The sequence below is a fragment of the Vagococcus carniphilus genome, assembly GCF_014397115.1.
GTDB lineage: Bacteria > Bacillota > Bacilli > Lactobacillales > Vagococcaceae > Vagococcus > Vagococcus carniphilus.
This window is the reverse complement of the sequence record NZ_CP060720.1, coordinates 99,533-121,282: the sequence shown is the minus strand read 5'-3', so window position 1 is coordinate 121,282 and position 21,750 is coordinate 99,533. Positions and strand designations below refer to the sequence as shown.

General features: G+C 33.7%; 22 protein-coding genes and 1 riboswitch. Of the genes, 16 read left to right on the top strand and 6 right to left on the bottom strand.

Translation table 11 applies throughout. The features are described 5' to 3' along the window. Window positions 1-65 precede the first annotated feature (65 nt). On the top strand, window positions 66-725 hold the full coding sequence (locus tag H9L18_RS00585; RefSeq protein WP_126795882.1) for an L-fuculose-phosphate aldolase: 660 nt from the start codon (window positions 66-68) through the stop codon (window positions 723-725). An 83-nt stretch (window positions 726-808) separates the two neighbouring features. After that, on the top strand, window positions 809-1,021 hold the full coding sequence (locus tag H9L18_RS00580; protein WP_126795884.1) for a zinc ribbon domain-containing protein: 213 nt from the start codon (window positions 809-811) through the stop codon (window positions 1,019-1,021). A gap of 39 nt (window positions 1,022-1,060) precedes the next feature. Here the strand turns inward: H9L18_RS00580 and H9L18_RS00575 are convergent, their stop codons facing one another. Then, a complete protein-coding gene (locus H9L18_RS00575) occupies window positions 1,061-2,146 on the bottom strand; it encodes a helix-turn-helix transcriptional regulator (protein WP_126795886.1) in 1,086 nt (361 codons plus the stop codon). Window positions 2,147-2,355: 209 nt separating this feature from the next. Here H9L18_RS00575 and H9L18_RS00570 point away from each other — a divergent pair, with 209 nt between their 5' ends. The 11 genes from H9L18_RS00570 to H9L18_RS00520 all read left to right on the top strand — a co-directional run bounded on the left by H9L18_RS00570 (window position 2,356) and on the right by H9L18_RS00520 (window position 13,949). Continuing rightward, a complete protein-coding gene (locus tag H9L18_RS00570; protein WP_126795888.1) occupies window positions 2,356-3,360 on the top strand; it encodes a LacI family DNA-binding transcriptional regulator in 1,005 nt (334 codons plus the stop codon). A gap of 123 nt (window positions 3,361-3,483) precedes the next feature. Beyond that, window positions 3,484-4,785 (top strand): pyrimidine-nucleoside phosphorylase, encoded by a 1,302-nt coding sequence (locus tag H9L18_RS00565; RefSeq protein WP_126795890.1) that lies wholly within the window; start codon window positions 3,484-3,486, stop codon window positions 4,783-4,785. Window positions 4,786-5,268: 483 nt separating this feature from the next. Beyond that, window positions 5,269-5,664: a cytidine deaminase gene (locus tag H9L18_RS00560; RefSeq protein ID WP_126795892.1), complete on the top strand. Its 396-nt coding sequence runs from the start codon at window positions 5,269-5,271 to the stop codon at window positions 5,662-5,664. Between the two features lie 55 nt (window positions 5,665-5,719). Beyond that, window positions 5,720-6,775 (top strand): BMP family lipoprotein, encoded by a 1,056-nt coding sequence (locus H9L18_RS00555; RefSeq protein ID WP_126795894.1) that lies wholly within the window; start codon window positions 5,720-5,722, stop codon window positions 6,773-6,775. Between the two features lie 97 nt (window positions 6,776-6,872). Continuing rightward, window positions 6,873-8,396 carry an ABC transporter ATP-binding protein gene (locus H9L18_RS00550; RefSeq protein WP_126795903.1) on the top strand — a complete coding sequence of 508 codons (1,524 nt, stop codon included), beginning with the start codon at window positions 6,873-6,875 and terminating at the stop codon, window positions 8,394-8,396. After that, window positions 8,389-9,465 (top strand): ABC transporter permease, encoded by a 1,077-nt coding sequence (locus H9L18_RS00545; RefSeq protein ID WP_281391395.1) that lies wholly within the window; start codon window positions 8,389-8,391, stop codon window positions 9,463-9,465. Before H9L18_RS00550 ends, H9L18_RS00545 begins: the two co-directional genes overlap by 8 nt. A 3-nt stretch (window positions 9,466-9,468) precedes the next feature. Beyond that, on the top strand, window positions 9,469-10,422 hold the full coding sequence (locus tag H9L18_RS00540) for an ABC transporter permease (RefSeq protein WP_126795896.1): 954 nt from the start codon (window positions 9,469-9,471) through the stop codon (window positions 10,420-10,422). 81 nt (window positions 10,423-10,503) lie between these two features. Further along, window positions 10,504-11,676 (top strand): phosphopentomutase, encoded by a 1,173-nt coding sequence (gene deoB, locus H9L18_RS00535; RefSeq protein WP_187559344.1) that lies wholly within the window; start codon window positions 10,504-10,506, stop codon window positions 11,674-11,676. A gap of 13 nt (window positions 11,677-11,689) precedes the next feature. After that, entirely contained in the window at window positions 11,690-12,505 is an 816-nt protein-coding gene (locus tag H9L18_RS00530; RefSeq protein WP_126795494.1) for a purine-nucleoside phosphorylase, read from the top strand. Between the two features lie 11 nt (window positions 12,506-12,516). Next, the gene (gene deoD / locus H9L18_RS00525; protein ID WP_126795492.1) at window positions 12,517-13,224 is read left to right on the top strand and encodes a purine-nucleoside phosphorylase; all 708 of its coding nucleotides are present in this window, start codon (window positions 12,517-12,519) and stop codon (window positions 13,222-13,224) included. 134 nt (window positions 13,225-13,358) lie between these two features. Continuing rightward, a complete protein-coding gene (locus H9L18_RS00520) occupies window positions 13,359-13,949 on the top strand; it encodes a type 1 glutamine amidotransferase family protein (protein ID WP_126795490.1) in 591 nt (196 codons plus the stop codon). A 21-nt stretch (window positions 13,950-13,970) separates the two neighbouring features. On the opposite strand, the gene H9L18_RS00515 is transcribed toward H9L18_RS00520, so the two are convergent. From H9L18_RS00515 to H9L18_RS00500, 4 genes are all read right to left on the bottom strand, one after another. Beyond that, window positions 13,971-14,714, bottom strand: coding sequence for a helix-turn-helix domain-containing protein (locus tag H9L18_RS00515; protein ID WP_126795488.1), 744 nt, complete (start codon window positions 14,712-14,714; stop codon window positions 13,971-13,973). A 121-nt stretch (window positions 14,715-14,835) separates the two neighbouring features. Beyond that, window positions 14,836-15,342, bottom strand: a complete 507-nt coding sequence (locus tag H9L18_RS00510) for a ClbS/DfsB family four-helix bundle protein (protein ID WP_126795486.1) — start codon at window positions 15,340-15,342, stop codon at window positions 14,836-14,838. Next, window positions 15,335-16,165, bottom strand: coding sequence for a MerR family transcriptional regulator (locus tag H9L18_RS00505; protein ID WP_126795484.1), 831 nt, complete (start codon window positions 16,163-16,165; stop codon window positions 15,335-15,337). The genes H9L18_RS00510 and H9L18_RS00505 overlap by 8 nt, the downstream gene beginning before the upstream one ends. Before the next feature lie 222 nt (window positions 16,166-16,387). Continuing rightward, window positions 16,388-17,146, bottom strand: coding sequence for a hypothetical protein (locus H9L18_RS00500; RefSeq protein WP_126795482.1), 759 nt, complete (start codon window positions 17,144-17,146; stop codon window positions 16,388-16,390). Window positions 17,147-17,248: 102 nt separating this feature from the next. Continuing rightward, window positions 17,249-17,336, top strand: a riboswitch (SMK box riboswitch). Between H9L18_RS00500 and metK the strand changes: the two genes are divergently transcribed. Together metK and H9L18_RS00490 are read left to right on the top strand one after the other, a co-directional pair. Then, window positions 17,334-18,521, top strand: coding sequence for a methionine adenosyltransferase (metK, locus tag H9L18_RS00495; RefSeq protein WP_126795480.1), 1,188 nt, complete (start codon window positions 17,334-17,336; stop codon window positions 18,519-18,521). It overlaps the preceding riboswitch by 3 nt. A 63-nt stretch (window positions 18,522-18,584) precedes the next feature. Beyond that, a complete protein-coding gene (locus tag H9L18_RS00490) occupies window positions 18,585-20,054 on the top strand; it encodes an MDR family MFS transporter (protein ID WP_126795478.1) in 1,470 nt (489 codons plus the stop codon). Between the two features lie 46 nt (window positions 20,055-20,100). Here H9L18_RS00490 and H9L18_RS00485 read toward each other — a convergent pair whose 3' ends face one another. Then, entirely contained in the window at window positions 20,101-20,658 is a 558-nt protein-coding gene (locus tag H9L18_RS00485; RefSeq protein WP_126795477.1) for a GNAT family N-acetyltransferase, read from the bottom strand. 148 nt (window positions 20,659-20,806) lie between these two features. On the opposite strand from H9L18_RS00485, the gene H9L18_RS00480 reads away from it, so the two are divergent. Next, complete coding sequence (locus H9L18_RS00480; RefSeq protein WP_126795475.1) at window positions 20,807-21,721, top strand: D-alanyl-D-alanine carboxypeptidase family protein; 915 nt, start codon at window positions 20,807-20,809, stop codon at window positions 21,719-21,721. The last annotated feature ends 29 nt before the right edge of the window (window positions 21,722-21,750 follow it).

Here is a 21,750-nt window from a genome sequence, read left to right as displayed (position 1 = left end):
ACATAAAAACTATATTCACTAAGAAGTGTTTGTTATGGAAATGATAATAAAAAGGATGGTTTGTCATGAAGTATTTAGAGGAAAGAAAACAATTAGTGGCATATGGTAAAAAAATGTTAGATGAAAAATTAACCACAGGAACAGGTGGTAATCTGAGTATTTTTATTCGAGAAGATAATGTCATGCTAATTACCCCAAGTGGGATTCCTTATAACGAAACAACAGAAGAAGATATTGTACTAATGACACTTGAAGGAGTTGTTCTTGAAGGAAAGAGAAAACCGTCAAGTGAATATGATATGCACCGAGTTTTTTATCAAAAAACAGAACATGTCAATTCAGTTGTTCATACACATTCTGAATTTGCGACTGTCTTTGCTTGTCTTCAAGAGGATATTTTACCACTACATTATATTATTGGATCAATTGGTAATAGGGTAAGATGTTGTCGATATGAAACTTTTGGTACTGCAAAATTAGCAGAAGTAGCCTTTGAAGAGATGAAAGATGATAAAGGCATTTTGTTAGGTAATCACGGAACGTTAGCTATTGGCGAAGACCTAGCTTCAGCATTTTCAGTAGCTAAGGATATTGAGTTTATCGCAAAATTATATTACCGAGCAAAATCTATTGGTACCCCAGTTTTATTAAATGATGAACAGTTAGAAGAAGTGATTGAAAAATTTGGGACTTATGGTCAACTACGTGTTCACGGCCAAAAGTAAGAAATAAAAACGAGACTTCAGACGGATAGTGTTTCAAGTTACTCCATGGTACTATTTTCTCATAAGAAATGAGGGAGAAAAAAATGGAAAAGAAACAGTATTGTTGTGAAAAGTGTGGTAATGATAGTTATCAATCAGATCAGTTCCAAGCAACAGGTGGAAACTTCGCTAAAATTTTTGATGTCCAAAATAAAAAATTTATTACAGTTAGCTGTACAAAATGTGGCTTTACAGAATTGTATCGCTCAGAAACATCAGATGGCTGGAATGTATTAGACTTTTTAATGGGTGGCTAAAAATAACAAAGGCTGTGACTTTTTTTGTCACAGTCTTTTCTATTTATATTCTTTTATGAGTTGTTCATATTGGCTATCACCTAAACCGTAATCAGGAAATAGTTGCATCAGTTTTTCTAATAAATCCTCCTCTGTTAGAGTTAGATTCATCTGAATAAATTGTCTGATTGGGTTAATTGGTTGATGCCAATTTAAGTAAAGCTGAATTCCTTGATGTAAGACAGGTAAGGGTGAATTTTGGTTGTATTGTTTGTTTAAAATAACATCCTGATAGAGAGAAGTAAATGAGCCTAAAGTCATTTTATACTCGTCGATATCGTAAGTTTTCTCATGAACGGCATGATAGTAGATATCTCCTTTAAAATCAATCTGTTCTAAATAAGCTAAGAGAGTTAGTAAATTCATTTGACAGAACATGTCGTCTCCAAACCATAGAATAAGACATTGATAGTCATTTATTTTAAGTTTTTCAAACGGCTGCCACACTTTTTCAATATAAGAAGTTTGACTAACTTGGTGTCCTTTTGCTCTTATGGCTAAGAACTCTTCTGAGAAAATTGGATAGGTACTATCATTGATACACATCGCTTCGTTAAAAGGAACATAGCTGCTGTCTAACATTAATTGGTTGGATTTAAAATCCCGATACATTGCTTCACCATTTAAAATATTTAAAATCGAATCAGTATACTGATTTCTTAGTTTTTCTTGTTTTTGAGAAATCTCTATTTTTTTTGAGCCATCAATCATATAATCACCCATTTCTTTTAGTATTTTGATTGTTTGATAATGTTGAGTTAAAGATTTTGATTTACGGTAGTCATAGGGTGTCATACCATAAAGTTTTTTAAAAGTTCTTGTAAAAGCTTCCTGAGAAGAATAACCATATTTAAGAGCGATATCAATAATAGGTAAAGATGGATAATCTTTTAATTCCTGACTAGCTAAATACATGGAGCGAAGTAATCGGTATCTTTTTAAAGTAATACCGGTGTTTTGATGGAATTTAAAAGAACAGTAATAAGGGGAATATCCCATAAATATACCTAAATCTTGAATAGAGAAGCCTTCTATCAAATGTTCTTCCACCCAATCAATCATTGATTGCATTATTTTTGTATCCATGAAGATCTCCTTTCTATGTTTAAATTTTATAAAAAAATAGTTTATTTTTCTTGATAGTTGTTGTGTTTTATTACAGATAAAAAATCAAATCTAAGTTTTATTATAAGGGGAATGTGTGAATTAGCTACTTTTATTTTAATAAAAAAACGCTACCTTTTATGTTTAAACTTTGATATGATGACCTTGGAAATAGAAGGGAAGAATTGATCGTGAAGATAACCATTAAAGACATTGCAGAAATCTCAGGTGTTTCAACGACCACGGTTTCTCAAATATTGAATAATAAAGGCCAGCGTTTTAGCGAGGAAACAAAACGCAGAGTAATGAAAGCGGTTGAAGAGAACGATTACAATCCAGACTACTTTGCTAAGAATATGATTAATAGAGAGTCTAAAACAGTAGGAATGATTGTGCCTGACGTAACAGATTTATTTTTCTCTAAGGTAATTGAGGGAGTAGAAGCGTATTTAACTAAAAAAGATTACATGATTTTATTATGTAATTCTAACCATTCAAATGAGATGGAAAAAAATTATATTAAACAACTCTTAAATCGTTCTGTGGCAGGCGTTATTTTAGCGAGTCCAAATGCGATGGAGTTAGAAACTAGCTTGAAATCAAGCCCATATATCTTAATTGATAGAGGGATTAACACAAGAGTAGAAGGTAACTTGCTAGTGAAAGAGTATGAAGGAAGTTATGAGTCTGTTCAGTATTTAATTGATGCAGGGCATAAAAAAATTGGCATGTTAACAAATGAATCAGGCTATTATGAAATGACTGATAGATATCGTGCTTATGTTCAATGTTTAAAAGACAACAAATTAATTTATCATGGTGAATACATTGAAGATGGTCCTGTAACGATTGAAGGTGGCTATGAGGCTGCCAAACGTTTATTAGAAAGAACTGATATCACTGCTCTTTGTTGTGGGAATGATCAAATGGCAATCGGGACTTACCGAGCTGCTTATGAATTAGGATTAAAAATTCCAGAAGATTTATCTGTCATCGGATTTGATGATTTAGAAATTTCTTCTTATTTGAATCCACCTTTAACAACCGTTGCACAACCAGCCTTTGAAATTGGCTATACAGCAGCAACTTACTTGTTTCAATCGATTAATTCACCAGAACAAAAAATTCCAAATAGAACCTTTGAAACAGAATTTATTGTAAGAGGAAGCACAACAACTGTTGACAAAAAGAAATAAACATGATAAATTCTATTTGTAAGCGCTATTAGTTTCATAACTACGAAAAGGTAAAACGGTTTACTTTTTTTATTTTAAAAACTTGTAAAACGGTTTACTAAAAAAGAATTGAGGTTTGTATTCATGAGAATGGTAGATTTAATCAAGAAAAAAAGAGATGGTGGCACACTATCTGAGGCAGAAATCAAACACATTATTGCTGGGTATACGTCAGGTGAGATTACTGACTACCAAATGAGTGCCTTCTTAATGTCAGTTTATTTTGAAGACATGACAGATGAAGAAATCACTTGCCTAACAATGGAAATGAGTCAATCAGGAGATGTGATTGATTTATCAGACATTAAAGGTGTTAAAGTTGATAAGCATTCAACCGGTGGTGTGGGTGATACAACAACTTTAGTTTTAGCTCCATTAGTTGCATCAGTTGGTGCGGCAGTTGCTAAAATGAGTGGTCGTGGATTAGGCCATACAGGTGGAACAATTGATAAATTAGAAGCAATCCCAGGATTCCAAGTTGAAATACCAAATGATGATTTTATTCGCTTAGTTAATGAAAGCTATGTGGCAGTGACAGGTCAATCAGGAGATTTAGCTCCTGCAGATAAAAAAATATATGCATTGCGAGATGTAACAGCAACAGTCGATTCAATCCCATTAATCGCAAGTTCTATTATGAGTAAAAAAATTGCTTCAGGTGCAGACGCTATCGTATTAGACGTTACAACTGGTGACGGTGCATTTATGAAGAATATTGAAGATGCTGAACGTTTAGCTCATACAATGGTTCGTATTGGTAAATTAGCAAATCGTCAAACGATGGCTATCATTTCTGATATGTCTCAACCTTTAGGAAATGCCATTGGAAATGCTAACGAAATTAAAGAAGCAATTGACGCTCTTAAAGGTGACGGACCTGAAGACTTAATGGAAATGGTTTATACATTAGGTAGTCAAATGGTTGTTTTAGCTAAGAAAGCTGACACATTAGAAGAAGCAAGAGCAATGCTTGAAGAAAATGTTAAAAACGGTAAAGCGACAGACAAATTCAAAGAAATGATTAGAAACCAAGGTGGAGACGATTCAGTTGTTGATCACCCTGAAAAATTACCACAAGCTAAATATGTCTTTGAAGTACCTTCAAAAGAAACGGGTGTTGTTTCTAAGATGGTAGCAGATCAAATTGGTATTGCTGCTATGTTACTAGGTGCAGGTCGTAGAACAAAAGAAGAGCCAATCGATTATGCTGTTGGTTTATACTTGAATAAAAAAGTAGGAGACGCTGTAAAAGAAGGCGAATCTCTTGTAACAATCTATGCAAATCGTGAAGATGTTGAAGATGTTAAACAAGTTTTATATGACAACATCGAAATCGGAAAAGAAGGCGTAGAACCTACTCTAATTCATAAAGTTATTACCGAATAATAATTGATTTAACTTACAAATCGTTCACAAATCAAAAAAACAAATGATAGTTAATCTTGAAAATATTTAATTTGTTTTCAAGATTAACAATTTAGATGAAAGTCTTTTTCACAGTTTTTAGTCTAAAGATAAAGAGAAACCTTTTAATAATGCAAGTTTTTTAATGTTAATAATTAGAGGGCTTTCATGAAAAAAGATTAAAAATATTTTTGTCTTGAATTTTACTGAATATTGTTTTAAAAAATGGTAAAATTGAGAGGGCTTTAAAAAGTGAAAGGAGGCTAAAATTCGTTAGAATTGTTTTCTAAATCATCTTGGATGAATTGTGAAGCTAGAGAGTAACCAGTTCTAACTTTATCATTTGTTCAATCTCAATGTTTTGTGAGCAAGCTTCCATTAGTGGAGAAGCGGTATAGTTAAACTGTTTTACCAATTGATAGTAAGCGGTTTAGAAAACCAAATGAAAAGAAGGGAAGCATCTTTATGTCAGCAAAACAAGAATGGATTGATACAGCAATTAAAGCAATGGATAAAGCTTATGTGCCTTATTCAAAATTTCCAGTAGGAGCAGCTTTAATTACTGAAACAGGTGAAATTTTTCAAGGATGTAACATTGAAAATGCATCGTTTGGTTTAACAAACTGTGCTGAGAGAACAGCTTTTTTTAAAGCAGTCTCTGAAGGTAACGTATCATTTAGTCATTTAGTCGTTGCAGGAGAGACAGAAGATCCAATTTCTCCATGTGGCGCATGTCGTCAGGTAATGGTTGAGTTTTGTGACCCGAACATGCCGGTGACATTAGTTAACACAAAAGGCGATGTAAAAGAAACAACAGTTTCTGGTCTTTTGCCGTATTCATTTGAAAGTGATCAAATGTAATACAAAAAACTTGGTGTTTAAAAATTTTATATAAAATTCTGGAGGGAATAACACAATGAAAAAAAGCACATTATTAAAAACAGGTTTAGCAGTAGCATTAACATTAACGCTAACAGCATGTGGCGGAAATGCTAAGAAAGATGACGCTAAAAAAGACGGCGGAAAAGGCGATGCTAACCATTCAGTAGCATTAGTTACTGACGTTGGTGGGGTAGATGATAAATCATTTAACCAATCAGCTTGGGAAGGTTTACAAGAATGGGGTAAAGATAACAAGAAAGAAAAAGGTAAAGATGGTTTTAACTATTACCAATCAAACTCTGACTCAGACTTCTTACCTAACTTAAACCAAGCAATCAATGATGGATTCAAAACTATCTTTGGTATTGGATTTAAATTACAACCAGCTATTGAAGAAATTGCTGATAGCAAAAAAGATAACAACTTCGTTATCATTGACTCTGTAGTAGAAGGTAAAGAAAACGTTGCATCTGTTGTCTTTAAAGATAACGAAGCTGCTTACTTAGCTGGTATTGCTGCTGCTAAAACAACTCAAACTAAAAAAGTTGGATTTGTTGGTGGACAAGAAGGTGAAGTAATCGGACGTTTCGAAGCTGGATTTAAAGCTGGTGTTGAATCAGTAGATAAAGACATCAAAATTGACTCACAATATGCTGGATCATTTGGTGATGCTGCTAAAGGTAAATCAATCGCTGCTGCAATGTACAAGAGTGGTGTAGACGTAATCTTCCACGCTTCTGGTGATACTGGTAATGGTGTATTCTCTGAAGCTCGTGACATTATGAAGAGCAATCCTAAAGACAAAGTTTGGGTAATCGGTGTTGACCGTGACCAAGAAGATGAAGGTAAATATGATGGCGGAAACGTAACATTAACTTCAACTCTTAAAGGTGTAGGTACAGTAGTTAAAGATATCTCTAACCAAGCAAACGAAGATAAATTCCCTGGTAAAGAAACATTAGTTTACGGATTAAAAGAAGAAGGTGTTGACTTAACTAAAGGTCAATTAACTGACGATGTACAAAAAGCTGTAGACGATGCTAAACAACAAGTTATTGATGGAAAAGTAGAAGTTCCAGAAAAACCTTAAGAATCATAAAAAAAAGATGTTAGTTACTTAGTTCAAAGTATTTATCCGAAATAGTTAGGAAGTGAATAAAGTGAATGAATCACAAAACGTGATTGAGATGAAAAATATTACAAAAGCTTTTGGAACCTTTAAAGCCAACGATAATATCAATCTACAAGTAAAAAAAGGTGAGATTCACGCATTATTAGGTGAAAATGGTGCGGGTAAATCGACGTTGATGAATATCCTATCTGGTTTATTGGAACCAACATCAGGCTCTATTCATATCAACGGAAAAGAAGAAAAAATCGCTAACCCAACAGTTGCCAATAAACTTGGTATTGGGATGGTGCATCAACATTTTATGTTGATAGATAATTTCACAGTTGAAGAAAATATTGTTTTAGGTAGCGAGCCGACAAAATCTGGTGTAATTGATAAGAAAAAAGCTTTTGAAGACATCATGGCTGTTTCGGATAGATATGGATTTAAGATTGATCCTAATGAATTAGTAAGTAACATTTCAGTTGGGATGCAACAACGTGTTGAAATCTTGAAAACTCTTTATCGTGGGGCAGAAATTCTTATCTTTGATGAGCCTACTGCCGTACTAACTCCTCAAGAAATTGACGAGTTAATCGAAATTATGCATGGGTTAGTAAACGAAGGTAAATCAATCGTTTTAATCACACATAAATTAGATGAAATTAAAGCTGTAGCTGACCGTTGTACTGTTATCAGACGTGGTCAAAGTATTGATACAGTTAATGTTGCAGATGTTTCTCAACAAGAATTAGCGGACTTGATGGTAGGTCGTTCGGTGTCATTTAAGACACCGAAAGGCCCATCAAATCCAACTAAACCAGTTTTAAAAATTAATGATTTAGTTGTTAAAGAAAACCGTGGATTAGATGCGGTTAAAGGATTAAATCTTGAAGTAAATGCTGGTGAGGTAGTTGGTATTGCAGGTATTGATGGTAATGGTCAAAGTGAGTTACTTCAAGCTATCGCAGGAATGCGTAAAGTAGAAAGTGGAACGATTGAAATTAATGGTAAAGATATGACTAACCATCGTCCACGTGAAATTACTGAAAATAGCATGGGACACGTGCCTGAAGACCGTCATCGCTTTGGATTAGTATTACCGATGACATTATCAGAAAATATCGCACTACAAACATATTATAAAGAACCACTAAGTAAAAACGGGTTATTAAATTATAAAGAAATTAATTCCCATGCAAGAAAATTAATCGAAGAGTTTGATGTTAGAACACCAAATGAATTGGTTCCAGCATCAGCACTATCTGGTGGTAACCAACAAAAAGCAATTATTGCTAGAGAAATCAATCGTGACCCTGATATGTTAATGGTTGCTCAACCAACACGTGGTCTAGACGTTGGGGCAATTGAGTACATCCATAAACGTTTGATTGAACAACGTGATAATGGTAAAGGTGTATTGGTAGTCAGCTTTGAATTAGATGAAATCTTAAACGTGTCAGACCGTATTGCCGTAATGTTTGATGGTAATATCACTGGTATCGTTAAAGCATCTGAAACAAATGAACAAGAATTAGGACTTTTAATGGCCGGTGTACCACTTGAAGAAGTAAGGAAAGGGGCTGGAGCTAGTGAGTAGTAAACAATCAACAATTAAAAATTTAGCGGTGCCTGTTCTTTCCGTTGTATTCGGATTATTATTAGGTGCAATTATTATGTTAGTATTCGGATATAACCCAGGTGAAGGTTATAGCGCAATGTTAAATGGTGCTTTAGGTAGTACATATAACATTGGTGAAGTTATTCGTTTAGCGACACCTTTAATCTTAACTGGTTTAGGTTTTGCTGTAGCTAATACAGCTGGATTCTTCAACATTGGTTTGTCTGGTCAAGCTTTATCTGGATGGATCGTTTCAATTTGGTTAGCAATGTTATTCCCAGATTTACCTAAAGCAATTTTAGTTCCTTTATGTATTATCGCAGGAACAGTTGCCGGAGCTATTTGGGCTGGTATTGCAGGTTTCTTAAAAGCACAATTTGGAACAAGTGAAGTTATCGTAACTATTATGTTAAATTACACTATTTTACATATTAGTAATCATTTAGTTCGTAATGTCTTCACAGAAGATGCAGATGCAACTCAACAAATTAGTCAAAATGCAAGTTTAAGAGCAGATTTCTTAACACAAATGACAGGCGGTTCTCGTCTGAATATGGGGATTTTCTTAGCCCTAGTGATGATTTTTGTTGTATGGGTATTAATGAATCGTACAACAGTAGGTTTTGAATTAAGATCAGTAGGTTTAAATCCTGATGCGTCAGAATATGCTGGTATGAACGCTAAGAAAAACATTGTTTTAGCCATGTTAATCTCTGGTGGTTTAGCAGGTATGGGTGGCGTTGTTGAAGGACTTGGAACATTCCAAAACCTTTATGTATTAGGTTCAGTTCCTACTATTGGATTTGATGGTATGGCGGTATCACTACTTGGTAGCGGTAGCCCAATTGGTATTTTAGTTTCAGCTTTACTATTTGGTGTCCTAAAAATCGGAGGATTGAGTATGCCAGGTAGCGCAGGCGTGCCAAACGAAATCGTTGAAATTGTTATTGCTTCAATTATCTTCTTCGTTGGTATTAGTTATGCTATTCGTTATGTACTTGATAAAATAGGCCCTAAAAAGCAAGAGATTAAGAAAGGAGATGCTTAAGTTATGGTATCAATGTTAGCAATTATTGTATCTTCGGCACTTGTTTACTCAGCTCCTTTAATCTTTACAGCTTTAGGAGGGACTTTCTCAGAACGAAGTGGTGTTGTAAACGTTGGTTTGGAAGGTATTATGACAGTTGGTGCATTTAGTGCAACAGTATTCAACCTTTCAACAGCAGGAACTTTTGGTTCTGCGACACCTTGGATTTCAATGTTATTTGGTGGATTTGTTGGTGTTTTATTCGCTTTAATCCATGCAGTAGCAACAATTAATTTACGTGCAGATCATATTGTCAGTGGTACTGTTATTAACTTAATGGCACCAGGACTTACAGTGTTCTTAACTAAAATGATGTTTGATGGTCATGGACAAACAGACATGATTAAACAAACATTTGGTAAATTTAGTTTCCCAATTTTAAAAGATATTCCAGTTCTTGGACCAATCTTCTTTAAAGATACTTCAGCTCCAGCGTATGTAGCTATTTTAGTTGCATTACTTGCTTACTTTATTATCTTTAAAACAAAATTTGGTTTAAGACTACGTTCAGTAGGTGAAAACCCACAAGCTGCAGATACTTTAGGGATTAATGTTTACGGCATGAAATATGCTGGTGTTTTAATCTCAGGTTTCTTAGGTGGTATGGGGGGAGCTGTTGCGGTTCAATCTATCTCAGGTCAGTTCTCAATTTCGACAATTGCAGGACAAGGGTTCATTTCGATGGCAGCGATGATCTTTGGTAAATGGAATCCAATCAGTGTTATGTTTGCAGCAATCTTCTTTGGATTATCTCAAAGTTTAGCTGTAATTGGTAACTTAATTCCTGGTATTAAAGAATTACCAGCTGTTTACTTACAAGCAGCACCATACGTATTAACAGTACTTGTACTAGTAATATTTATTGGTAAATCACAAGGACCAAAAGCAATTGGTAAAACTTATGTGAAATCAAAATAATTATGAACGTGCCAGGGGTAGTTAAGTATCTTTGGCACGTTTGTTATAAACAAAAAATTTTTTGGAAGAAGGCGGAACTTTATGTTTAAAAGAGTTCATTTAGTAGTACTTGATTCAGTTGGAATTGGAGAAGCACCAGATGCTGAAAAATTTGGTGATGTTGGCAGTCATACATTAGGTCATATCGCAGAAAATGCAGGATTAACTATTCCGAATATGGAAAATTTAGGTCTAGGAACAATTGAGCCTCTTAAAGGCGTTAAAGCAGTAGAAGACCATCAAGGTTATGCGACTAAATTAGAAGAAATTTCAGTTGGTAAAGATACCATGACAGGTCATTGGGAAATTGCTGGCTTAAATATCCAAACTCCTTTTAGAGTTTTCCCAGAAGGATTCCCTCAAGATTTATTAGATAAAATCACAGAATTTTCAGGTCGCGGTATTATTATGGGGGCTAACAAGCCTTATAGTGGTACTAAAGTTATTGATGATTTTGGTGAAGAACAAATGAAAACAGGTTCGTTAATTATTTATACATCAGCTGACCCAGTGTTACAAATTGCAGCTCACGAAGACGTTATTCCTTTAGAAGAATTATACAAAATTTGTGAGTACACTCGTGAAATTACAAAAGACGACCCATACATGATTGGTCGTATCATTGCTCGTCCTTATGTTGGTGAACCTGGTAACTTTACTCGTACACCAAACCGTCATGACTATGCCTTAGATCCATTTGGTAAAACTGTTTTAGATTCATTAAAAGATGCTGGAAAAGATGTTATTGCCGTTGGTAAAATCAACGATATCTTTAATGGCCAAGGAATGACTGATGCGGTTAGAACTAAATCTAACATGGATGGCGTGGATCAATTATTAAACGTGATGAAAAAAGACTTTACTGGTTTAAGTTTTACTAACTTAGTAGACTTTGATGCGTTGTTTGGTCATCGTCGTGATGTAGTAGGTTACGGAAAAGCATTAGATGATTTTGATGCACGCTTACCAGAAATCTATGACGCAATGGCAGAAGATGATTTACTATTAATCACAGCTGACCATGGTAACGATCCAACATTCCCAGGAACAGACCACACAAGAGAATATGTGCCATTACTAGCTTACAGTAAAAAAATGACTGGACATGGTAAATTGAACCAAGGCTTCTATTCAGATATTTCAGCAACTATCGCTGAAAACTTTGGTGTTCCAGCAACAGAAAACGGAAAAAGTTTCTTAGATCAATTAAAATAAGGAGTTATAAACAATGACATTAAGCGAAAAATTAACTGAAACAGCTAAATATATTCAAGGTAAAGGAGTAGGTGCCATTGATTTTGGTTTAATCCTAGGTTCTGGACTTGGCGAATTAGCTGATGAAATTACAGATAAAGTTGTGATTCCTTATGGCGAAATCCCTAACTTCCCAGTTTCTACTGTTGTAGGACATGCGGGTCAATTAGTTTACGGAACATTATCTGGTAAAAAAGTATTAGCAATGCAAGGACGTTTCCATTATTATGAAGGTCATTCAATGCAAACTGTTACTTTCCCAGTACGTGTAATGAAAGCTTTAGGAGCTGATTCATTAGTTGTAACAAATGCAGCTGGTGGTGTTAATACATCATTCTCACCAGGAGATTTAATGTTAATTACTGACCAAATCAACTACACTGGTGATAATCCATTAATGGGATTAAACGAAGACGACTTAGGACCACGTTTCCCAGACATGTCAGAAGCATATGACAAAGCTTATGGTAAAGTGGCTAAAGAAGTGGCTGATGAATTAAAAGTAACTCTACAAAAAGGAGTTTACATGGGATTCTCAGGTCCTACTTACGAAACACCTGCAGAAGTTAGAATGTCTCGTATGTTAGGTGCAGATGCAGTTGGTATGTCAACTGTTCCTGAAGTAATCGTTGCTAACCACATGTCAATGCGTGTTTTAGGTATTACTTGTGTAACTAACTTAGCTGCTGGTATGCAAGCTAACTTAAACCATGAAGAAGTAGTAGAAACAACTGAACGCGTGAAAGCTGACTTTAAAGAGTTAGTGAAACGTACATTAGAAAGAATTTAAGGAGCGATAACATGAGTGTACATATTGGTGCTAAAAAAGGCGATATCGCAGACAAAATTTTATTACCAGGTGACCCTTTAAGAGCAAAATATATTGCAGAAAAATTCTTAGAAAATCCTGTTTGTTACAATGAAGTTCGTGGTATGCTTGGCTATACAGGAACTTACAAAGGACATAAAGTATCTGTTCAAGGAACAGGTATGGGAATTCCATCAGCTTCTATTTATACAAATGAATTAATTCGTGAGTATGATGTTAAAAAATTAATGCGAGTAGGAACATGTGGCGCTTTAAATGAAGACGTTCATGTACGTGATTTAGTATTAGCTCAAGCAGCTGTTACTAATTCAGCTTTTATGAAAGCTGATTTCCCAAATCACACATTTGCTCCAATTGCTGATTATGATTTACTTTCAACAGCTTATGATGTTGCTAAAGAAAAAGGCTTTAACATTCACGTTGGTAACGTCTTATCAGATGATAGCTTCTATAAAGATGATTTATCAGATACCTTCAAATTAGGTAAACATGGTGTCTTAGGTGTTGAAATGGAAGCAGCTGTTTTATACTACTTAGCTTCTAAATATGGTGTTCAAGCTCTTGCTTTAATGACAGTGAGTGATCACATGATTACAGGCGAAGAAACAACATCAGAAGAACGTCAATCAACATTTGATGAAATGATGATTGTTGGACTTGAAACATTAATTAAAGAATAATATGAAAAACTACTTATCGAAAATGATAAGTAGTTTTTTTGATTATAATTTGATTAAAAACAGGAACGTGTGTTCTTGAAAGAGTTAAAAATATCTTTTATAATTAAGTAAATAATGATTAGAGGAGATTGATAATGAAGACTGCTATTTTTTTCTTATTAGATGATTATGCCGATTGGGAAGGTGCCTATCTTTCGAGTACGTTAAACAAAAAAGAAGACTGGATAGTGAAGACAGCTTCCATTCAAAGAGAAGTAACCTCTATTGGTGGATTTACAACTAAAATAGATTTTTTAATGGACGAATTACCAAAGCAAATTGACTTGTTTATTATGGTCGGTGGGAACTCATGGGGGATTGAAAATAAAGCGCTATTTACTTTAGTTAAGAACTATTTAGAAGGAGAAGTAACAGTTGGTGCAATATGTGGTGCTGTTGATTATTTGGCTAGAAATGGCCTTTTAAATGATCACAAGCACACAGGAAATTCTCTTTATTTATGGGAATCATTTGAGAATTACACAAATGGCGCTAACTTTATGGAGCAGCAAGCTGTCAGAGATCAACAATTAGTGACTGCTAACGGAACTGCACCTAATGAATTTACAAAACTAATTTTAGAAGCTATTGAATTTGACAGCACTGAAGCAATTGAAAAAACAATGTATATGAATCAATATGGTTTTTATAACTATTGTGAAAAATACGGAAATCCATTCTTTTAGACCAAAAAAAGTCTTAGCAATCTAAGACTTTTTAATTTCGTTTAGTTTTAATAAGGTGTTATCAATCATCTCTTGATATTCTTTTTTATTTTTAGAAATATAGTCTAAAACAGAGTCGTTTGTCTGCTCACTTGTTAGTTGAAAATTATCAAAAGGTTTATCAGAAAGAATCAAATTTTTCCTAACTTTAACATTGATATTTTCATTAGCAGTTGGATCGTTATCTTTTGAGATAATTAACTCTATATGTGATTCATTTTTGACTTCTATTACTAGATTGTCTTTTCTTGTTATCATTTTTAAGCCAATGCGTGGTGAAGCTAAATTGACATAATAATCAGTGTCACCTTCTATAAGCTCAAATTGTTTGTCAGTAGTTTGATTTATTTTGTCTATCTGTAAAATTTGCCAACCCAGTTCTTTTAAATTACTTAGGTATCTTTGTTGATTCACTTTTAAGACTAAATTGAATAGTAAAAAAACTAACACAATAGCGGCACTTATTTTTAAAATTAAACGGTAGTATTTATTTCGCTTCATTTCTTTTGTAACGTCTTTTACGATTTCAGTGTCTTCTCTTAGCAAGTTATCAAGAGGAATTTCAAGTAAGTCGCTAATTAAGATAATTGTTTCTAAATCAGGATAATTTCGTCCAACTTCCCAACTAGAAACAGTTGGTCTCGAGACATTAAGTAGAGTGCTTAAATATTCTTGAGTCCACTCTCTTTTAAGTCGTTCTTCTTTTATTTTTTCTCCAATGTTCATCTCACATCACCTCTTAACTTATTATCTTCTTTTATTAGTAGTAAGCCTAGCTATTATCTGTAGAATAACGTAAAAAGGCATGATACTTATTGTATCATGCCTTAAAAAGCTAATATAATCGCTATTTCAAACTCTTTTTGTATTTTCTTATCGTTTTTAAAGCCCAATCATAATGAGATGAAGTGGCTGATACAGCATAACTTCCTAAACTAGTGGAACCAGTCCAGTTATAGTATTTTTTAGTAAAAAGTTCTTCATCAGTATAAGTTTCAATAATTTGAAGGCAATCTTGATGACTTTTTTCTAACTGGGTAACAGCAGTTTCAAGAGAAGTTGTTTGATGTTTCTCCCAGAACTTTATATTCATATCAGGATAATTTTTCCAATTGTAAGGTGCAGGTAAGAATGGTTTTGCCTGTCCGTTACTATTTTCTCTTTCCCAATTAATAAATAATTGATGCCATTCATAGAGATGAGCAAAAGTGTCTCGGCAATTTTTATCCCGTGTCTCAAAAGGAAAAGTTCCTCTTTTTTCTTCATCTGATAAATTGTTGAAAAGAGTCATTAACTTATCGAAATTTTCAGTAGCTTGTTGAAGTAATTCTTCTTTATTTTTGGGTCTAGCCATTGTTTATTTCCTCCTTTGTTGAAACCACTAAGCAACTTTCAGTAATCCAGTTATCTGGATTTTTATCTTGAGCGTAAGAAACATGAAAAATATTAATCATCGGTCCAGAAATAACCAAGTCATTAGCTTCAATCCATTGTCCTAATGCTTCCATGACAATCGGCATTTGATTAAAATCACCATGAAAAGTTGTTGAAACAATCGTTTGTTTTGGTGCTGTTTTAAAATGGACAGCTTCTGTATCCGTGTAATTTCCAACAATGCTACTTTGAATTTCAAGGTCTATTTTATCTTCTTCGTAAGCTTCATTGTGATAAATGGAAAGACCAAGAGGTGGTGTTGAAAATTGAACATTTTGCTCCAAAAATTCTTGATAGAGTTCGTTCCAAAGCATTTGTTCCTGTTCATAACTAGGAATTGTTTTTCTTAAACTCATGACTTGTCTTTCAGGTAATTCTTTTAGGGTAACGTGATAGTCTAAGTAACGCTGGTCATCTACTAAAATATCTGACAATGTATGTAGAAGAGCTTGTTGATGTTCCGTTTTTTTAAGTTGTTCTTCAAGGTATTCTTTTTGCATTGAAAAATAGGGATCTAAATCGGAAATGTTTTCTTTTTCTAGAATTTCTTTGATAATACTTAAAGAAAAGCCTAATTCTTGTAATGTTTTTATTTGAGCGACTCGTTGTAAATCTTTAGCTGAATAATCTCGGTAGTTATTATTTTCTAAAGAACGTGAAATTTTCAAAAGGCCGACTTTTTCATAGTGACGAAGCATTCGAACACTTGTATTAGACAATTTTGAAAAGTGGTTAATTTTCATTTAGAGCGCCTCCTTTGTTACTTTAATTATAAACTATGACACTGTGTTAAGGTAAAGAAAAAAAGGTTAGCAAGTAATTGCCAACCTTTCTTGTTAGAGATATTTTAAAAGAAAAATACCGATAAGAATACCGATACCTAAAGAAACGACACGGTAAATATATTCTTTTTTTGGATCACGACTTGGATCATTCATTGAGAAAGCCTCCTGTTAAAAAAATTATTAGAAATAGTAGATAAATAAGCTGATCAAAGCAAAGATATTTAGTAAGAGTTCTTTTTTTCTGACATTTTTAGATTTGATAAAGAAATACAAGGCACCTGCATTACATAAAATGAAGAGAACAAGTTTCCAAAGAACTGTTTCATGTGCCATAAATTGTGTAATGAGTAAGTAATAAAGTAAGCCAAGAGAAAGAATAGCTAAAATAAAAAACCAAGTATGTCTTGATAAAAAGGAGTACATTCCCTGCGTTAAAATAGTCACAAATAAAATAAGCGCAAAAGCAAAAATAAATGGCTTAATCAAACTAAAATTATAATTAAAAGGGTAATTAATCGTTAGTAACTGATTAAAAACAATACCTTTGAAAAATGCATTTAAAAGGGAATAAAAAATAGAATCAATGTAGAAAAACTGTTTTGAAAATATCAATAGTTGGAATAATTCATAGGCTAACAAAATGACGGCAAACTGATAAGCGGTTTGCTGAGCGATTAAAAAGATGAATACACAAGAAATAACGAGTTTGACGGCGTAAATTGGAATAGGGATAAAGGAACCTTTTTTATAGGAAGCTTTTCCGATTAATTGAAAAAAGTCGCTAAGTAGTAAGTAAATAACCATGTAAGTTAAAATGGCAGGTCCTCGACTACTGTCTCTTAGGAATAAAACGCCTGGAAGAAGAGATATCGTCGTTTGTAGTAGTGTAATGATTACCATAAAGGGTAAGGCAAATACACCTTTTTTTGTCTTGTTCAATGGTCTAACCTCTTTTTTATAGTCTTATATAGATACTTTATTGTAAGAAAGAAGAAAGGTCAATATTTAAGTAGGTAAAAAAAGTTTTATCTGTTATACTAGCAATGTTGCAAGATTCCCGATAGGATTTACGTCTATGTGTAAAGATTCCTTGTAACCGATAAAACAAATAGGGGGAATACCGAAAATGAAAGAAAGAAAATTATTTACGTCAGAATCCGTTTCAGAGGGGCATCCAGATAAGGTTGCTGATCAAATTAGTGATGCTATCTTAGATGCGATTCTAGAAAAAGATCCATATGCTCGTGTGGCGTGTGAAACTTCAGTTACAACAGGACTTGTTCTTGTATTTGGAGAAATCACAACAACAGCTTATGTGGATATTCAAAAAGTGGTTCGAGAAACAATTAAAGGGATTGGCTATACACGTGCTAAGTATGGTTTTGATGGCGATACGTGTGCTGTGATGGTCGCGATTGATGAACAATCACCAGATATTGCTCAAGGGGTAGACGCCTCACTTGAATCAAGAGAAGAAGCTCGTGATACTGAAGATTTAGGAGCAGGGGATCAAGGCTTGATGTTTGGCTTTGCTATTAATGAAACGCCAGAATTAATGCCGTTACCGATTGCTTTAAGTCATCGTATTACAGAAAAATTAGCAGCTCTTAGAAAAGATGAAGTACTTGATTATTTACGTCCAGATGCGAAATCACAAGTAACAGTAGAGTATGATGAAGCAGGAAAACCTGTTAGAGTAGATACCATTGTTGTGAGTACTCAACATGATGAGCATGTGACTTTAGATAAGATTACAGAAGACATCAAAGAATTAGTCATTAAAGCAGTGATTCCAAGTGAATTACTAGATGAAAAAACTAAATATTTCATTAATCCAACAGGACGCTTTGTTATAGGAGGACCTCAAGGGGATTCTGGTTTAACAGGTCGTAAGATTATTGTTGATACATATGGTGGTTATGCAAGACACGGTGGAGGTGCCTTTTCTGGAAAAGACGCAACCAAAGTGGACCGTTCTGCTAGTTATGCCGCTAGATACATTGCTAAAAACATTGTAGCAGCAGGTTTAGCTGACAAATGTGAAGTCCAATTAGCTTATGCAATTGGTGTTGCACAACCTGTTTCAATTTCTGTTGAAACCTTTGGTACAGGAAAAGTTTCAGAAGGTCGCTTAATTGAAGCGATTCGCGAAAACTTTAACTTGTCACCAGTGGGAATTATTGAGATGCTTAATTTAAGACGCCCCATTTATCAAAAAACAGCAGCGTATGGTCACTTTGGCCGTGAAGATGCTGATTTTACATGGGAAAAATTAGATAAAGTCTCAGCATTAAAAACAAGTTTAGGTATGTAAGAAATGAACCCTTGTTAGAGAATTTATCTCTAGCAAGGGTTTTTATATTTGTAGGGGGATTAAATGGTTAAACAAAGAGAAACAAATGTTAAAATTATTACAGCGTGTGTGTTTATTGCCACGTTTATGACCGCAGTAGAAGGAACAATCGTCTCAACGGCGATGCCAACGATTGTGGGATCACTTAAAGGAATTTCTATTATGAATTGGGTGTTTTCCATCTATCTATTAACGAATGCGATGATGACACCTATTTATGGGAAATTGGCGGATAAAATTGGACGAAAACCGATTTATTTAATTGGTATTATTATTTTTATTATTGGTTCAGCACTTTCAGGTTTAAGTCAAAACATGATGCAACTGATTATCTTTAGAGCGATTCAAGGAATTGGGGCGGGATCAATCGTTCCTGTTTCTTTAACAATTATTGCTGATATTTATCCACCAGAAAAAAGAGCTAGTATTTTGGGATTAAATAGTGCAGCATGGGGAATAGCTAGTATTGTTGGTCCTTTAGCTGGTGGGTTTATTGTAGATGCTTTTAGTTGGCATTGGATTTTCTTAATTAATGTTCCAATTGGTTTAGTGCTAATGCTACTTGTTTGGATTTATTTAGTAGAAGAAAAACGCGAAGTTGAAAAGGCTCCGATAGATTACTTAGGTAGTGTTTTCCTAGTCATGATGTTACTTTCTTTATTGTATGGTTTCCAAACAGTGAGTGAAGGTTTTAGTATGATAACCATTATTTCATTTGCTATTTTTATTGTGGGACTGATTTCTTTCATTAAAGTAGAAAAGAAAGCACAAGATCCAATTATTTCATTAGATTTATTTACTAATAAAACTTATGTTGTGGTGAATTTAATTGCAGCTTTAATTAGTGGTTTCTTAATGGGAGTTGAAGTATATATCCCTATGTGGATGCAGGGCGTTCTTGGTAAGTCCGCTGCCTTAGGTGGAATTGTTTTAGCACCGATGTCTGTTATTTGGATGTTTGGTTCTTTTGCAGGTGGTAAAGCGATGCGAAAATGGTCTGCTAAAAAAGCTATTTTTATTAGTATGCTACCTATTTTAATTGGAGCTATCTTTTTAAGTTTGGCACAAATGGATACAGCTTATGGTATCTTTTATATCTTTTCTGCTATTTTAGGGATTGGATTTGGGATGACGATGACTATTTTAACTGTTTTAGCCCAAACTTCAGTTGATAGTCACCACACGGGTGTTGCGACATCATTCTTTACGTTATCAAGAACAATCGGTCAAACAATTATGATTTCAGTTTTTGGTTTAGTTTTAAATGCTTCAATGAATCAAGGTTTAGCTGAGAAAAAAGAACTAGGTGTGACAAAGGATATGATGAATAAATTAATCAATCCTCATACAGTAAAAGAATTACCAACTGCTTTAGTTGGTGACTTAAGAGAAATTCTTTATAATAATTTACATCAAGTTTACTTGGTTGGAATTGTACTAGTGGTTTTATCTTTTGTTTTAAATTACTTCCAAAAAGAAGAGCCATTATCATAAGAAATAAAGGAGTCAAAAATCTGTTATGATTTTTGACTCCTTTTTATTATTGATTTTTTACATAGTCTTGTTTTAACAAGCAATATCTATTCATATCATGGAATTTACCGTATCTAACCACATCTTCTTTATCTGTAGCAACAAACGTAAAACCACATTTTTGAGCTACTTTATTACTAGCGATATTTTCAGTGTCAGCGATTAAAGTTAATTTATTTAAATGTAAGTCATTAAAGGCAATCTCACAGATTTTACGTACAGAAGCTGAGACAATTCCTTTATTAGCAAAACCTGAATAAATCCAGTAGCCAATTTCTGCTTTTTTATTTTTTTGATCAATAAAATGTAAGTCGATACTACCAGCTAGTTGGTCTTGGTAATAGATTAGGAATAAGCGATCCGTTCCGTTAGCCTCTCCGGTAATTTTCATCTTTAAAAAAGCCACTTCGTCAGCAATACTTTTTGTGGTATCAATAAAGTCTAAAAACTCTCCTAAATGTTTACGGTCATTGTCAACTGCGTTAAAGATAGCTTCTGCTTGTTCCAATGTTGGTTGAACAAAAGAAATTTCTTCAGTCACAGGTAATGCTAGAAAATGTAACATAAAATCCCTCCTTTTAGGTATTGTTATTGATTATAAGAGATTTAGTCTAAAAAAGAAAGATGAAACTTAAGAAAACATAAGAATTTAGCAAGATTATGTTTATACCTTACTTTAGAGAAGTTGTTAAACTTTAGTAGAGGTGAAGAAAATGAAAAAAACAATCGGTTTATTAACAATCTTAGCTGTAGTTGGTGTTGGGTTCATTTATTTTTTAAAGAATGATTTAGTAAATGGTGTGACTTTTTCAAGTTCAATTGAAACACCTAAAAAGGCTAAAGAACAAGTGGAAGTAAATGGAAAAATAAAAAGTCAAACAGTCTTACTTAAAAATTTAGAGACAGATGAAATTTTACTTGAAAAAAATCCAGATAAAAAAGTAGCTATTGCTTCTTTGACAAAATTAATGACAGTTTATGTTCTTTTAAATTCAGAAAAAAATTTAGAAAAAACGACTACAATTAGTCAAAAAACATTAGATGATTTAGTTAAAGAAGAAGCTTCTTTATCAGGTTTTTTAGCAGGAGATACATTAACGATAAAAGATATTGCCTATGGAATTGTACTTCCTTCGGGAGGAGATGCGTCGATAACAGCGGCTAATCATGTTTCAGGAAGTGAAGCTAAATTTGTTGAATTAATGAACCAAACAGCTAAAAAAATTGGAATGACTCAAACGCATTTTAAAAATGCAACTGGTTTAGATGAAAGAAATCACTACTCAACAGTTGAAGATTTAATGAAATTTATGGACGTGGCATTAAAAGATGCTACTTTTACTGAAATTTTAACAACAATTCGTTATCAAACAGAAGAAAAACCTTATGCACCAGAAGGTTACTACATGGAAAGTAGCATGTTAAAAGATTCTCCTGATTTGTCGCTTCAAAATGGTAAAATTATTGGAGGTAAAACAGGATACACTGAAAAAGCAGGTCAATGTTTGATTAGTTTGGCTGAGATAAATGGTAGTCGCTATTTATTGATTACAACAGGAGCAGATGGTGGTCCAATGACAGAACAATTCAACGTTTCTGATGCTAGACAAATCTATCAAAGTATTTGAAATAGTTGACAATTAGTTCAGTGTTTTGT

What these genes read in the sequence shown, in the direction of transcription:
- H9L18_RS00585 (WP_126795882.1), top strand. Translation starts at nt 66, where the DNA reads ATGAAGTATTTAGAGGAAAGAAAACAATTAGTGGCATATGGTAAAAAA.
- H9L18_RS00580 (WP_126795884.1), top strand. Translation starts at nt 809, where the DNA reads ATGGAAAAGAAACAGTATTGTTGTGAAAAGTGTGGTAATGATAGTTAT.
- H9L18_RS00575 (WP_126795886.1), bottom strand. Translation starts at nt 2,146, where the DNA reads ATGGATACAAAAATAATGCAATCAATGATTGATTGGGTGGAAGAACAT.
- H9L18_RS00565 (WP_126795890.1), top strand. Translation starts at nt 3,484, where the DNA reads ATGAGAATGGTAGATTTAATCAAGAAAAAAAGAGATGGTGGCACACTA.
- H9L18_RS00560 (WP_126795892.1), top strand. Translation starts at nt 5,269, where the DNA reads ATGTCAGCAAAACAAGAATGGATTGATACAGCAATTAAAGCAATGGAT.
- H9L18_RS00555 (WP_126795894.1), top strand. Translation starts at nt 5,720, where the DNA reads ATGAAAAAAAGCACATTATTAAAAACAGGTTTAGCAGTAGCATTAACA.
- H9L18_RS00550 (WP_126795903.1), top strand. Translation starts at nt 6,873, where the DNA reads ATGAAAAATATTACAAAAGCTTTTGGAACCTTTAAAGCCAACGATAAT.
- H9L18_RS00540 (WP_126795896.1), top strand. Translation starts at nt 9,469, where the DNA reads ATGGTATCAATGTTAGCAATTATTGTATCTTCGGCACTTGTTTACTCA.
- deoB (WP_187559344.1), top strand. Translation starts at nt 10,504, where the DNA reads ATGTTTAAAAGAGTTCATTTAGTAGTACTTGATTCAGTTGGAATTGGA.
- H9L18_RS00530 (WP_126795494.1), top strand. Translation starts at nt 11,690, where the DNA reads ATGACATTAAGCGAAAAATTAACTGAAACAGCTAAATATATTCAAGGT.
- deoD (WP_126795492.1), top strand. Translation starts at nt 12,517, where the DNA reads ATGAGTGTACATATTGGTGCTAAAAAAGGCGATATCGCAGACAAAATT.
- H9L18_RS00520 (WP_126795490.1), top strand. Translation starts at nt 13,359, where the DNA reads ATGAAGACTGCTATTTTTTTCTTATTAGATGATTATGCCGATTGGGAA.
- H9L18_RS00515 (WP_126795488.1), bottom strand. Translation starts at nt 14,714, where the DNA reads ATGAACATTGGAGAAAAAATAAAAGAAGAACGACTTAAAAGAGAGTGG.
- H9L18_RS00510 (WP_126795486.1), bottom strand. Translation starts at nt 15,342, where the DNA reads ATGGCTAGACCCAAAAATAAAGAAGAATTACTTCAACAAGCTACTGAA.
- H9L18_RS00505 (WP_126795484.1), bottom strand. Translation starts at nt 16,165, where the DNA reads ATGAAAATTAACCACTTTTCAAAATTGTCTAATACAAGTGTTCGAATG.
- metK (WP_126795480.1), top strand. Translation starts at nt 17,334, where the DNA reads ATGAAAGAAAGAAAATTATTTACGTCAGAATCCGTTTCAGAGGGGCAT.
- H9L18_RS00490 (WP_126795478.1), top strand. Translation starts at nt 18,585, where the DNA reads ATGGTTAAACAAAGAGAAACAAATGTTAAAATTATTACAGCGTGTGTG.
- H9L18_RS00485 (WP_126795477.1), bottom strand. Translation starts at nt 20,658, where the DNA reads ATGTTACATTTTCTAGCATTACCTGTGACTGAAGAAATTTCTTTTGTT.
- H9L18_RS00480 (WP_126795475.1), top strand. Translation starts at nt 20,807, where the DNA reads ATGAAAAAAACAATCGGTTTATTAACAATCTTAGCTGTAGTTGGTGTT.